The sequence below is a fragment of the Chitinimonas viridis genome (genome assembly GCF_030409555.1).
GTDB classification, from domain to species: domain Bacteria; phylum Pseudomonadota; class Gammaproteobacteria; order Burkholderiales; family Chitinimonadaceae; genus Chitinimonas; species Chitinimonas viridis.
The window spans coordinates 952,673-966,136 of the sequence record NZ_JAUFPU010000018.1; the positions used below are offsets into that span (position 1 = coordinate 952,673).

Sequence of the window (13,464 nt, forward strand, 5' to 3'; positions counted from 1 at the left end):
ACAGGCAAACCGCCAGGGCGGCTGCTAGGATGGCGCCATTGTCTGCCGCCTACCGGAGCCTGTGCGTGTCTCTACCCCCCTTGCATCCCGATGGCCAGCCCGTACGCCTAGCCGTGCTGGGCTTGGGCTATGTGGGGCTACCGCTGGCGGTGGCCTTTGCCCGATTATTCCCGGTGCTGGGTTTTGATACCGATGCGGCCAGGGTGGCCGCCATCCAGCAGGGCCACGACGCCACCCGCTCGCTGAGCGCCGCCGAACTGGTGGCGGCAAGCCAGCTGCGTTGCAGCAGCGAGGCTGCCGACCTGGCAGGCTGCAATGTCTATATCGTCACCGTGCCTACTCCCCTGGATGCGGCGCTGCAGCCTGATCTTGCCGCAGTGCTGGCGGCCACCCGGCTGGTCGGCCAGGCCATGGCGGCGGGCGCGGTGGTCATCTACGAATCCACCGTCTACCCCGGGGTGACCGAGGCGCATTGCGCCCCGCTGCTGGCCCAGGTATCGGGTCTCTCCTTCAACACCGGCTTTGTGGTGGGCTATAGCCCTGAACGGGTCAGCCCTGGCGATGGCACGCGGCGGCTGGCCGATATCTGCAAGCTGGTGTCGGGTTCTACCCCGGCGGCGGCAGAATTCATCGAGGCCCTGTACGGCTGCGTCGTGCCGGCGGGCGTCTATCGTACCGGCAGCATTGCCGTGGCCGAGGCGGCCAAGCTGATAGAAAACACCCAGCGCGATCTCAATATCGCCTTGGTGAACGAGCTGGCCATGGTGTTCTCGCGCCTGGGGCTGGATACCGTGGAGGTGCTGGAAGCGGCCGGTAGCAAGTGGAACTTCCAGCCCTACCGGCCTGGCCTGGTGGGGGGGCACTGCATCAGCGTCGATCCCTATTATCTGTGCCACCAGGCCCGCACCGTTGGCCATACGCCGCAGCTGGTGCTGGCAGCCAGGCAGGTGAATGAGGGCATGGCCCACCATGTGGCGGGCGAGGTGCTACGGCTGATGGCACGGGCTGGCCTGGCCGTGGCGGGCGCCCCGGTGTTGGTGCTGGGCTTTGCCTTCAAGGAAGCCTGCCCCGATATCCGCAATACCAAGGTGGCAGACCTGGTGCGCGAGCTGCAGGCCTGCGGTGCCAGGGTGGATATCTACGACCCCTGGGTCGATGCCACCGAGGCCTTCAGGCAGTACGACCTCCGCCTCCTGAGCCAACCACCCCAACCGGGCCGCTATGCCGCCCTGGTGCTGGCCGTGCCGCAGCCGGAGTTTTTGCACTGGGGCGTGGCGGGCCTGCGGGCGCTGGGTCAGCCCGGCCATGTGCTATACGACCTCAAGTCGGCCCTGCCGCAGGGTGCGGCGGATGGGCGATTGTAGCTACTGGCTGTCTGCAACCGACAGGGCCGTCTTGTCGACCTTGCCGCTGCTGGTGCGTGGCAGCTGCTCCACCAGGCTCAGGTACTGGGGTACATGGCTGGGTTCCAATTGCCGCCGGCAGGCGGCCAGCAGGCTGTCGACATCCAGCAAGGCACCGCTGGCTGGCAGTACATAGGCCTTGATGGCGTGGCCCCAGACGGGGTCGGGCACACCGATGACCGCCGCCTCCCTGACGCCGGGCTGTGCCAGCAGGGCCAGCTCCACCTCGCGCGGCGCCACCTTTTCGCCGCGTGATTTGATCACCTCGTCCATCCGCGCCACAAAGTACAGATAGCCCGCTTCGTCCTGCCGACACAGGTCGCCGGTGTACAGCACCTGCTCGCCGGGCAGGGGGCCGGGCCGCAGGCGGCGAGCGGTGGCCTCGGGTTTGTTCCAGTAGCCCCGCATGACGGTGGCACCGCGTATCACCAGCTGTCCTACCTGCCCCGGCCCCAGCTTCTGGTCGGCCTCGTCCACCAGCCACAGTTCGGTGCCGGGTATGGCCAGGCCCACACTGTCGGGTTTGTGCGGCAAGTCCTGCGGCGGCAGATAGCTGCAGCGCTTGCACTCGGTCAGACCATACATGGCAAAGAGCTGGGCCTGGGGGAACAGCCGCTGTGCGGTGGCGATATGGCCCGGCGCCAATGCAGCGCCAGTGCTGCTGAGATAGCGCAGATGAGGCAGCCCGACCCTGTCCAAGGGCATTTCGGCCAGCAGCGCCAGCACGCTGGGGACTAAAGGCCAGGCGGTGACTGCCTCGCGCCTGGCGCGGGCCAGCAGTTGCGGCAGGATGGCGTGGGAGCGCTCCAGCAGCACCCTGGCGCCGACAGCGGTGGCCAGGATCAGCTGGTACAGGCCGTAGTCGAACGACAGCGGCAAGGCCGCCAGGATCACATCATCCTGCCGATTGCCCAGGTAGTGGTTGATGGCTGCGGTGGCGGCCAGCATGTTGCGGTGGCTCAGCATCACCCCCTTGGGCTCGCCGGTGCTGCCCGACGTATAGAGGATGGCGGCCAGATCGATATCCAGGTTCTGCCCCGGTGGCTGGAAGCCGGGTGGCAAAGCGGCCAGCGCGGCATCATGGCTGCATAGCCCGGGCAGCGGCTGGGTGGCAACGCCGTCGACCAGCACGCAGGCGAGCTGGTGGGATTGCCTTAGCAGGGGGGCGTGCTGGTCGGCCAGTGCGGCATCGGCCATCAGGGCACGGGCGCCGGTGTCGTGCAGGTAGTAGGCCAGCTTGTCGCTACGGGTATGCGGGCTCACCGGGCAGACCACCGCGTCGGCCTTGAGCACCGCCCACAGGGCGAGCACGCTGGCGACGCTGTTATCGGCCAGTACGATGACCCGATCACCGCGCACCAGGCCGGCCTGCAGCAGGGCGTGGGCCAGGGCGTCGCTCTGGCGGGCCAGCTCGGCGTAGCTGAGACGCTGGTGGCCGTAGACCAGGGCGATCTTGTCGGGCAGTTGCTGTGCGCTGCGCGCCAGATAATCCTGCAGCAGGGAGCCGGGCAGACGCATCTGTGAAGTCCTTCACTATGCCCAGTTGGGCGATGAACTAACATGGCGCTAAACCTTTGGTGATGCAAGCCATCACTGCATGACTTGTGAAGCGCGTCACAGGGCATGGGCCCGAGCGCTGACCTGATCAGGTACAGACAGGAGGAAGAGCATTGGATGAAGTCGCACGCCAACCGTCGGTGCAGGAGAGTGCCTGGCGCCTGCTCAAGGGCCTGCGGCCCCGTGCCGTAGACCTGGCCAGGCTGTCGCTGATCCAGCAGCAGCCGGCCGAGTGGCTGGCCCAGCCCGACCATCTCGTCACGCTGCTGCCGCAACTGGGCCTCAATGACGAAGGCTTGGCGGAGTTTCCGCCCGCACTGCATGGTAGTTGCGGCCAGGGCCTGCGCATCTGGCAGTACCCCATCCAGTTCGGCCCCTATCTGGCCCAGCTGGCCTGCCTGCAGGTGCGCTCCTATCTGGAGCTGGGCATACGCCACGGCGGCAGCTACCTGGCCACGGTGGCACTGCTGGAGCGGTTTCGGCCGCTGGATTTTGCCGTGGGGGTGGACATCATTCCTTGCGCTGCCATGACCGAATACCAGGCCATCAACCCGCGCAGCCGGTTTGCCTGCCTCAACAGCCAGTCCGCCGAGTTCACGGCGCTGCTGCAGCAGTACGGCACCGTAGACCTGGTGTTCATCGATTCGCACCATGAGGAAAACCAGTGTCGGCGGGAGTTCGCCGCGTTGGCGCCCTACGCCAACATGATTGCCTTCCACGATATCAGCAATATCGGCTGTCCCGGCATAGCCAAGGTCTGGCAGGAGATCAAGGCGCTGCCCGGCTGGACCTGCCATGAGTACACCGAGCAATACCCCGGTCTGGGCCCCTACATGGGGATAGGCCTGGCCATCAAGAACAGCCGTCTGGACGAGTTGGGCTAGCGTGCCAGGACGGCGGAGGAAAACATGCAAACCACCATCGCAACCATCAAGGCCATCGTGGCCAAACTCAAGCGTGAACCTGCCCTGGCCCAGAGCCTGGGTGATACCGCCGACCTGATCAACGAGGTCGGGCTTGATTCCTTGGAGATGCTGCAGTTCATGCTGGAGGTGGAGGAGCGCCTGGGCATAGAGATCGACTTCGACGCGTTGGAGTTCGATTACCTGCGCTCCATCGCCACCCTGGCGGGCTTTCTGCAGAACATGCCACGGCGCCAGGCGGCAACGGGGCTGGCATGAGTGCGCCGGTCGCCGTCATCCTTACCTCGGCCGTCGGGCTGGGGGTTTATATCCCCGCCCTGTTGATACAGGGACGCTTGCGCCAGCAGGGGCTGGTCGTGCGCTGTGAGGTGCTGGAGGACTATTACACCGCCAGCCGCCAGCAAAGCCATATTGCCCACGGCGAGGCACATCACGCCGATTTTGCCCTGGCGCAGCTGGCCCACCGCATGGCCCGCGACGTGCAGGGCTGCCTCGACGGCGAACGGCTGCAGACCTTGCTGGCGGACTGGGCCCGGCAAGGCTGCCGCCATTTCATGGTGTGGTCAGGCTTCTGGCTGCCCATCCTGGCGCGCTACCAGGCCCAGACCGGCTGGGCGCTGGAGATAGACCATTGCCGCATCGATGCCGAGATGTCGGCGTCTTTCCGGGTGCATGCCGATCTCGCCGCCCAGGGCCGGGAAATCTGGCTATGGCATGGCGATGCCGGCCGGCTGGTGCATGAGATACCCGTGGGTAGCGCCCCACCCCTGCCCTGGCAGCAGCGGCAGGCGCGGCTGACCGTCCATGGCGGCGGCTGGGGCATAGGCACCTACCAGGCGCGGGCCGAGGCGCTGGCGCAGGCCGGCTTCGCGCTGGATCGCGTCATCCACACCGAGGCGGAGGCCACCGTCGCCCGGCCCGGCGACGCCTGCTTCCTGCTGCAGCCCGGCTGGCGGGCCTGGCACCGCGATGCTGCCGGTGAGCTGCAGTTCCCAGCCATGGGCGAAGTCACTGCTTCACGTGAAACCCTCTATCTGCGGCGTGCCCAATACCATGTGCTGTATGACGTGATACGCCGTAACCAGGCCATCGTCAGTAAGCCGGGCGGTTGCACGCTGATCGATTCGCTGGCATCGGCCACGCCGGTCGTGCTGCTGGAACCCTATGGCTATGCCGAGGCCCGCAATGCCGACATCTGGCTGCAGCTGGGCTTTGGCATACGCTACGAGGACTGGCGCGACAGTGGTTTCGACCCCGCCCTGTTGGCACAGCTGCATCACAATCTGCTGGCCCACGCCGGGCGCGGCACCGACTATCCGCAGGCCTATGCAGCCAGGCTGCTGCAGGAGCAAGCCGCATGATACGGTTGTCCGACGCACTGGCCGCCCCTTCCTGGGTGGTGATACAGCTGCTGGAGCAGTGCAATCTGCGCTGCACCATGTGCTACGAGTGGGGTGACAATGGCGCCTACCATGGCTTGGACAAACTGGCGACGCTGGATCTCGAGCTGGTGCTGCGCACGGTGGACGAGTGCCTGCCGAGCAAGCCCACCTTCGAGTTCTTCGGCGGCGAACCCCTGCTCTACCCCGGCATCTGGCAGGTGATACGCCGCATACGCGAGGGCGGCTGCGAGCTGGCCTTCCCCACCAATGGCACGCTGCTGGAGAAATACGCCGAACAGCTGGTCGACCAAGGCCCCACCCGCTTGTGGATATCGCTGGATGGCCCGGCGGCCATCAATGACAGGCAACGCGGCCGTGGTGTGTTCAAGCGGGTGATGCGCGGGCTGGCCAAGCTGCAGGCGGTGAAGCAGGCCAGGGGCAGTCGCTACCCCGAGCTGGGCATCACCTATGTGGTGACACCGGCCAATTGCGATTTCGTGGCGTCCTTCTTTTTGCAGGATATCGATCTCAGCCTGTTGTCCTGCGTCAGCATCGAGCTGCAGAGCTATGCCACCCATGCCCAGACCGAGGCCTATGCCGAGGTGCTCAAGACCGAATTCGGCGTGCAGGGCGCCCCCTGTGCCCGTGCCTATGCGCGCGACCCGGCCATTTTCGCCGGCATAGACAGCGACAGCCTGACAGCCCAGCTGCAGGCCGTGGCACAGGCCTGTGCAGAGCGCGGCATCCTGTTCCACAGCCAGCCCAAAACCCTGCAGGCCGACAATATCCGGCAATACTTCTCGGCCAACTGGCAGGCCATGGTAGACCGCAAGAGCCGCTGCGGCGTGCCCTGGCTGGCCGCCGAGATTTCGGCGCGGGGCGAGGTCAGTACCTGCCATTCCTTTTACGACCTGCCCATAGGCAATATCCACCAGCAACCGTTGCTGGAGATCTGGCGGGGCGAGCGGCTCAGGCAGGTGCGCGAGCATCTGCGCGGCCAGCTGTTTCCCATCTGTACCGCCTGTTGCCGTTATTACGGTGGCGCCGGTGCCCTGCCTGCACCGGCGGCCCAACATGGCGGATAGCGCTGCCACCCATGCGGGGCATGCCGCCCGCTGGGGTGCGGTGCGGGCTGGCCTGCAGGCGCAGCGCCAGGCACCGCCGCTGGCACGGCAGGACCGCAGTGGGCCGCTGCCGGCCAGCTTTGCTCAGCAGCGGCTATGGCTGCTGGAGCAGTTGAGCGGCCCCAGTGCTCAGCACAATCTCTGCGTGAGCCTGCGCCTGCGCGGCCCGCTGCATACATCGGCGCTGCAACACAGCCTGGCCCTGCTGCTGGAGCGGCACGAGGCTCTGCGCACCACCCTGTATCTGGACGACGGCGTGCTGTTGCAGCGCATACATCCGGCCACAGGCTTTCACTTGCAGCTGCATCAGGTGGCCGATGAGGCCGCGCTGGCCGAGCTGGCCCGCACCGAGGCGGCCACGCCGTTCGACCTGAACCGGCCACCGCTGCTGCGCGCCAGCCTGCTGCAGCTGGATGCTCAGCAGCATTGCCTGCTGCTGACCCACCACCATCTGGCCTTCGACGGTTGGTCGTTCGAGGTATTTATGGCCGAGCTGGGGCAGCTGTATGGCCCCCTGGCCCAGGGCATGCCTGCGCAACTGCCCCCTCTGCAATGGCAGTACGCCGATTACGCCGCCTGGCAGCGCGGCTGGCTGCAGGGCGAGCCGCTGGAGCGACTGCAGGCATACTGGCTGGCCCGGATGGCTGGGCCACCCGCCGCGCTGCAACTGCCCGCCGACAAGCCGGCGGGCGGGGTGGCGCAGCGGCGTGGCGCCTGTGTGCAGTTCGACCTGTCGCCGGTGCTGAGCCAGGCCTGCAGGGCCATGGCCGCGCAGGAAGGCGTGACGCTGTTTGTACTGCTGCTGGCGGCCTACCAGACCTTGCTGTACCGGCATGGCGGCCAAGCCGACATCGTGGTTGGCACGCCTGTCGCCAACCGCAACCGGCGGGAACTGCAAGGCCTGGTGGGCCTGCTGGTCAACACCCTGCCGCTGCGCAGCCAGATGCAGGGCGAGGCCAGCTTTCGTGGCCTGCTGGGGCAGTTACGGCAGACGGTGCTGGAGGCCTACCGCCACCAGGACATGCCATTCGAGCTGCTGGTGCAAGCCTTGCCCCTGCCGCGCCAGCCGCATGTGCCCCCGCTGGTGCAGACCCTGTTTGCCTACCTCAACCTGCCTCCTTCCGGCTGGTCGTTACCTGGGCTGGCGGTAGCAGCCGACAATGTGGCCAATGGCACGGCCAGGATGGACCTGAGCCTGACCCTGTGGGAGCGCGATGGCTGCCTGGGTGGCCAGCTGGAGTATGACTGCGACCGCTTTACCCCCGCTGCGGCCAGTCGCATGCTGGCGCAATGGCAGACGCTGCTGGCGGCCGCCGTGGCAGAACCGGGCCTGAGCCTGGATGCCCTGCCCCTGCTGACGCCGCAGGCGCTTGAACTGGCCTGGCGGCAAGGCTGTGGCCCCAGGCCTGATTACCCCCGCGATAGCAGCATCCCGGCTTGCTTCGATACCTGGGCCGAGGCCCAGCCCGAGGCACCGGCTCTGGTCTGCGGCGGGCAGATGCTCAGCTACGGGGCCTTGGCGCGGCGCGCCAACCAGCTGGCACACAGCCTGGCCGGCCAGGTCAGCCCTGGGGCGCTGGTCGGTATCTGCCTGCCGGCCGGGGTGGACTACATCGTGGCCATGCTGGCGGTACTCAAGTGTGGTGCTGCCTTTGTGCCGCTGCTGCAGGATGAACCGGCGGGCCGGGTGCTGGCAGCCCTGGGCGGCCGGCCGCTGGCCGTGGTGTTGAGCCATGCCGGCTTTGCACCGCAGCTGGCAGGGCTGGCACCCGTGCAGCTGCTCGACGCTACTGCGCGGGCCGGCCTGCCGGAGACGCCGCCGTTGCGCCCGGTGGCGGCTGACGACTTGGCCTATGTGATGTTCACCTCCGGGTCTACCGGTACACCCAAGGGGGTATGCACGCCACACCGGGGGGTGTTGCGGCTGGTGCTGGGTGCCAACTACGCCGACCTGGGGCCGGGCCACACCTTGCTGCAATTGGCGCCGCTGGCGTTTGATGCGGCAACCTTCGAGGTCTGGGGCGCCTTGCTCAACGGCGCGCGCCTGGTGCTGCCGCCCATGCCCCGCCCCAGCCTGGGTGAGATAGCCGGCCTGATACGGCAGCATGGTGTGACCACGCTCTGGCTGACCACCGGGCTGTTCGAGGCCATGCAGGATGCCGAGCCTGCAGCCTTGGCCCTGCCTGGCCAGTTGCTGGTGGGGGGCGATGTGCTGTCGCCCGGCCATGCCCGGCGCTACCTGCAAGGGCTGCCCGCTGGGCGTTTGATCAATTGCTATGGCCCGACCGAGAACACCACCTTCAGTACCTTTCATACCGTGACCCTGGCCGATACCGAGGGCGCCATACCGCTGGGTCGGCCGGTAAGCCATACCGATGTGCACATACTGGATAGCCTGGGGCAACCGGTCCCCTGCGGCGTGGTGGGCGAGGCCTGGCTGGGCGGCGACGGCCTGATGCGGGGTTATCTGGGCCAGCCCGAGGCCACGGCGGCTGCCCTGCAGTCACTGCCGCTCGCCCACGGCCAGCCGCTGTACCGCAGTGGTGATCTGATGCGCTGGCGCGAGGATGGCACGCTGGCCTTTGTGGGCCGGGTTGATGGCCAGCTCAAGCTGCGCGGCTACCGGGTCGAGCCGGGCGAGATCGAGGCCGTACTGGCCAGCCACCCGCTGGTGGCCCGGGCACTGGTCTGCGCGGCGCCGTCGCGGCAGCAACTGCAGGCCCATGTGGTGGCGGTACCGGCCAGTCCGGACGAGGCCAATTTGCGCTCACTGCTGTTGGCCTATTTACGGGAGCGCCTGCCGGCGCCGTTACAGCCGTCCGAACTGTGGCTGCACGCCAGCCTGCCGCTGACGCCGACAGGCAAGCTGGATAGGGCCACGCTGCAGCGACTGCCCAGGCCGGCTGCCGCCGTAGTCGCCCTTGGGCCGCAGACCATGGCCATCGCCCAGGTATTTGCCGACCTGTTGGGGCTGCCACAGGTGGGGCCGGACGAGGATTTCTTTACCCTGGGCGGGCACTCCCTGCTGGCCCTGCGGCTGGTGGCGCAGCTGGAAACCCTGCTGGGTTGCCGCCTGCCCCTGGCTGCCGTGTTCGAGCATGCCACCCCGGCCGGCCTGGCCGGCCAGGTCGGCCGCTTGGCTGCCGAGCCGGTGCTGGGAGCTGCGGGGCTGGTGGAGATACGCCGGGGCGATACGCGGCAACCTTTGTTCATGCTGCCCGGTGGCCGTGGCGGTATGGCGGAGATGACCCTGTATGCCCGCCTGATGCAGCACCTGGCCGGTGACAGGGCAGTCTATGGCCTGCTGCTGGACGATGCCGGCCCCTTGCCCAAGTCGGTGAGCGAGGCAGCGGCCCGGCATATTGCCACCCTGCGCCAGCAACAGCCCCAGGGGCCGTATGCGCTGGCGGGCGAATGCGTGGGCGGGGTGCTGGCCTACGAGATGGCCGGGCAGTTGCAGGCGCAGGGCGAGACGGTGGCCCTGCTGCTGTTGCTGGATAGCTGGTGCCCTACGCCGTGGCGGCGCTGGCACTGGCGCTGCTGGCAGCAACCCAGCTTGTTGTGGCGCTTACGGCTGCCGTTGGCACGCTTGGGCTGGCTGGATTTCTGGGCAGCCTGGCGCGGGCATGTCCGCCAGCGGCCGGCTTTCCGTCCGCGCCGCAGCCTGCATTATTTCTATCACGTCGCCCTCACCCAGGGCCGGATTGCCGCCGCCTGGTGGCGCAAGCTGGCGCAGGTGGGCCGGGCCGAGGCGGGCCAGGAGGCCCGCCATGCCCAGGGAGCGAACCATATTGCCCAGGCCATGCGCTACCGGCCCAGGCCGCTGGATCTGCCAGTGCAGTTGCTGCTGTCGCAGGCCAACCAACAGGCGGGCTTGGCGCGCGACTGGCAGGCCCTGCTGGGCGGGCGACTGCGTTGCTGGGTGGCGCCGGGCGACCATGAATCGTATCTGCGTGATACCCCGCAAGCCACAGCCCAGGTGCTGTCGGCCTGTCTGGCTGCCACGCTGGCAAGCAAGGAGCAACACCATGGATAAGACCAAGGGGCCGCGGTTGGATCAGCAGGCCTTTGAAAAACTGCGCCGCATTGCGCCCAATATCCTGGCCAGCCGGCGGGCCGAGCTGACCGGCGCCGAACAGGCGCGGCCGGTGCCCGAGGAAGTGGCCTTCAAGCTGACCAACCGCTGCGACCTGCGCTGCAGCCATTGCTATCAGTGGAATGAGGCGGGCTACCACCGCATGCTGCCGGCCGGTGCCAAGGGGGGAGACATGGACCTGGCGGTCATCGCCAAGGTGTTGGCTGCTACCCGTGCCCGCAAAAGCAATGTCTACCTATGGGGGGGAGAGCCGCTGGTCTATCGCGATTGGGATGGCCTGGTCAACCTGCTGGTGGCAGACCCGCGCTGGGTGGCCCTGTGTACCAACGGCACCCTGATAGAGAAGCGACTGCCGGGCCTGTTGCAGCTGTCGGCACAGCTGGAGGTATCGGTCTCGCTCGATGGCTTCGAGGCCGAACATGATGCTGTCCGTGGTCAGGGCAGCTTTGCCCGCTCGCTGCAGGGCTTGCGCACGCTGCTGGCGGCGCAGCGGGCGGGCGACTACCGGGGCGAGATCACCGTGAACTTCCTGATTACCGACCCCATGGTGGCCCGCATGGCCGAGTTTGTGACCTGGCTGGAGCAGGAGGGCGTGGGTACGGTCTATGTCAGCTTTCCCTGGTTTTTGTCGGACGAGGCCAATGCCAGGATGGATGACTACCACCAGCGCCACTTCGGTACGCCCCAGGTGTTTGGCCGGCCCAGCTGGTATTCCTATAACTACCGGCTGGCAGCCGATCAGCTGGCCGCGCTGGCGCAGGGCATGGCGGCGCTCGATGCCCGCCATGGCCCCATCAAGCTGCGCTACAACCCGTCCCTGAGTGCGGCCGAGCTGCCGGCCTTTATCGGTGGCAGCGATGTGCCGGCGCAGAACAAGCAGCGCTGCCAGTCGCTTGCCACCCGCATGGATGTGTTCCCGGATGGGGAGGTGGTGTCCTGCAAGTTCTTCCCCGAGTTCCGCATGGGCAACCTGGCGCAGCAGGAGGTGGAGGCCGTCTGGCTGGGGCCACGCTTTCGCCAGCAGCGGGAGACGCTGGCGCGCTGTGGCCTGATGCCGGTGTGCGCCAAGTGCAATCTGCTCTATACCCGTGGGGGCTGAGATGGCCGGGCAGCCGCAGTTACAGAAGCGCCTGGACCTCGCCTGTCCACCCGCCATCTCGGTGGTCATTCCCTGCTACAACTCGGCCGATACCCTGGCGGAGACGGTAGCCAGCGTGCTGGCGCAAAGCCGCCCGGCCAGCGAGATCATACTGGTGGACGATGGCAGCGTGGATGAAACGGCCGCACTGATCGCCTCCCTGCAGCAGCGCCATGGCGGACGGCTGCGCACGGCATGGCAGGCCAATGCCGGGGTGGCGGCGGCCCGCAACCTGGGCATGGCGATGGCCCAAGGCCCCTATGTGCTGCCGCTGGACGCCGACGACAGCCTGCACCCGGCCATGCTGGCTGAATGCGGTGCCATGCTGGATGCCGATGCCAGCCTGGACCTGGTCTACACCGACCGGCAGGATTTCGGCGACAGCGAGCGCCGCTGGACATCGGGACGATTCGAGCTGGCCCGCTTGAAGTATTTCAACCAGCTGGCCTATTGCGGCTTGTACCGCCGTAGCCTGTGGCAGGCCGTGGGGGGCTACCGGGTCAATGTCAGCGGTTTTGACGACTGGGACTTCTGGCTGGCGGCCGCCCTGCACGGTGCGCGTGCCCGGCATCTGGCGGCGCCCTATCTCTTGCATCGGCGGCGGCGACAGTCGCAGCTATGGGACATCCTGCCCCGCTACGAGGCCCTGCATGCCCAGATCATGCTGAATAATCCTGTTGCCTATGGCGAGGCCGAACTCGCGGCGGCACGCCGCTACCTGGCCGATGGCAGCCCGGCGGCCGTACTGTCGGCGGCACGCCGCGTGTTTCTGCATCATTACTATGCCGACTACCCCGAGGACTTGCCTTGCGTATCCTGATTACCGGCGCCAGCGGCCAGATAGGCTGCAACCTGGCGCTACGCTGCCTGGCGGCAGGCCACACCGTGCATGGCGTGGACCAGCGCCCCAATGGCTGGTGCGATGCCTACCCCGTGTTGCTACATGACCTGACCCGGCCCGGTACGCCCGGCCTGCTGACCACGCAGCTGGCGGCCTGGGGCAAGCCTGATGTGGTGGTGCATCTGGCGGCCCATGCCAAGGTGCATCAGCTGGTGCTGGAGCCCGACAAGGCCATGGAAAACATGGTCATGACCCAGCAGGTGCTGGAGTTCTGCCGGCAGCATGGCCTGCCCCTCGTCTTCAGCAGCAGCCGCGAGGTCTATGGCAATGCCAGGCGCGATATCACCGCCGAGGCGGATGCCGATTTTGCGCTGGCTGCCAGTACCTATGCAGCCAGCAAGCTGGCGGGCGAAGCGCTGGTCTACAGCTATGCCCGCTGCTACGGCCTGCCCTATCTGGTATTCCGGCTCAGCAATGTCTACGGCCGCTACGACAACGACCTGGGCCGCATGGAGCGGGTCATACCGCTGTTCATGCACAAGCTGCAGCAGGGCGAGGCGCTGACGCTGTTCGGCGCGGACAAGGTGCTGGATTTCACCTATGTCGACGACTGCGTGGAGGGGCTGTTCCTGGGCATACAGGCCCTGCAGGCAGGTGAGGTACGCGACCAGACCTTCAATCTGGCCAGGGGCGAGGGCCACAGCCTGCGGCAGCTGGCCGATTACCTGGCCGGGCTGCTGGGGCGGGCGGCCCAGGTGGTGGAGGCGCCCAGCCAGGCTGGCGAGATCAGCCGCTATGTGGCCAATCTGGAGCTAGCCCGCCGGCTGCTGGGCTATGCCCCCCAGGTATCGCTGCCCGAGGGGCTGCGGCGCAGCCTGGCCTGGTCGCGCAGTTGGGCGGCGGCGCACGGATAGCCTTGGTGCAGCTTCTTACGGCGGCCCAGGCCGGGAGGGGCGTATCGCGAGTGCGGATGGTCTATATCTAATTGCCCGGCTAACCG

10 protein-coding genes are annotated in these 13,464 nt (G+C 67.2%); 9 read left to right on the top strand and 1 reads right to left on the bottom strand.

The window, feature by feature from the left end; all coding sequences use genetic code 11:
• The first annotated feature begins 65 nt into the window (after nt 1–65).
• Nucleotides 66–1,364 (top strand): nucleotide sugar dehydrogenase, encoded by a 1,299-nt coding sequence (locus tag QWZ03_RS17385; RefSeq protein ID WP_290333876.1) that lies wholly within the window; start codon nt 66–68, stop codon nt 1,362–1,364.
• Here QWZ03_RS17385 and QWZ03_RS17390 read toward each other — a convergent pair whose 3' ends face one another.
• Complete coding sequence (locus tag QWZ03_RS17390; RefSeq protein WP_290333878.1) at nt 1,365–2,921, bottom strand: class I adenylate-forming enzyme family protein; 1,557 nt, start codon at nt 2,919–2,921, stop codon at nt 1,365–1,367.
• Between the two features lie 152 nt (nt 2,922–3,073).
• Between QWZ03_RS17390 and QWZ03_RS17395 the strand changes: the two genes are divergently transcribed.
• Genes QWZ03_RS17395 through QWZ03_RS17430 form a run of 8 tightly spaced genes read left to right on the top strand, consistent with a single transcriptional unit; the run spans nt 3,074 to nt 13,378 of the window.
• A complete protein-coding gene (locus QWZ03_RS17395; protein WP_290333879.1) occupies nt 3,074–3,844 on the top strand; it encodes a class I SAM-dependent methyltransferase in 771 nt (256 codons plus the stop codon).
• A 24-nt stretch (nt 3,845–3,868) separates the two neighbouring features.
• Entirely contained in the window at nt 3,869–4,141 is a 273-nt protein-coding gene (locus tag QWZ03_RS17400; protein WP_290333880.1) for an acyl carrier protein, read from the top strand.
• The gene (locus QWZ03_RS17405; RefSeq protein WP_290333881.1) at nt 4,138–5,244 is read left to right on the top strand and encodes a hypothetical protein; all 1,107 of its coding nucleotides are present in this window, start codon (nt 4,138–4,140) and stop codon (nt 5,242–5,244) included. The genes QWZ03_RS17400 and QWZ03_RS17405 overlap by 4 nt, the downstream gene beginning before the upstream one ends.
• Nucleotides 5,241–6,350, top strand: coding sequence for a radical SAM/SPASM domain-containing protein (locus tag QWZ03_RS17410; RefSeq protein WP_290333882.1), 1,110 nt, complete (start codon nt 5,241–5,243; stop codon nt 6,348–6,350). The genes QWZ03_RS17405 and QWZ03_RS17410 overlap by 4 nt, the downstream gene beginning before the upstream one ends.
• Nucleotides 6,340–10,425 carry a non-ribosomal peptide synthetase gene (locus QWZ03_RS17415; RefSeq protein WP_290333883.1) on the top strand — a complete coding sequence of 1,362 codons (4,086 nt, stop codon included), beginning with the start codon at nt 6,340–6,342 and terminating at the stop codon, nt 10,423–10,425. Before QWZ03_RS17410 ends, QWZ03_RS17415 begins: the two co-directional genes overlap by 11 nt.
• Nucleotides 10,418–11,584: a radical SAM protein gene (locus QWZ03_RS17420; protein WP_290333884.1), complete on the top strand. Its 1,167-nt coding sequence runs from the start codon at nt 10,418–10,420 to the stop codon at nt 11,582–11,584. The genes QWZ03_RS17415 and QWZ03_RS17420 overlap by 8 nt, the downstream gene beginning before the upstream one ends.
• A gap of 1 nt (nt 11,585) precedes the next feature.
• Entirely contained in the window at nt 11,586–12,443 is an 858-nt protein-coding gene (locus tag QWZ03_RS17425; RefSeq protein WP_290333885.1) for a glycosyltransferase family 2 protein, read from the top strand.
• Entirely contained in the window at nt 12,431–13,378 is a 948-nt protein-coding gene (locus QWZ03_RS17430; RefSeq protein WP_290333886.1) for an NAD-dependent epimerase/dehydratase family protein, read from the top strand. Before QWZ03_RS17425 ends, QWZ03_RS17430 begins: the two co-directional genes overlap by 13 nt.
• The last annotated feature ends 86 nt before the right edge of the window (nt 13,379–13,464 follow it).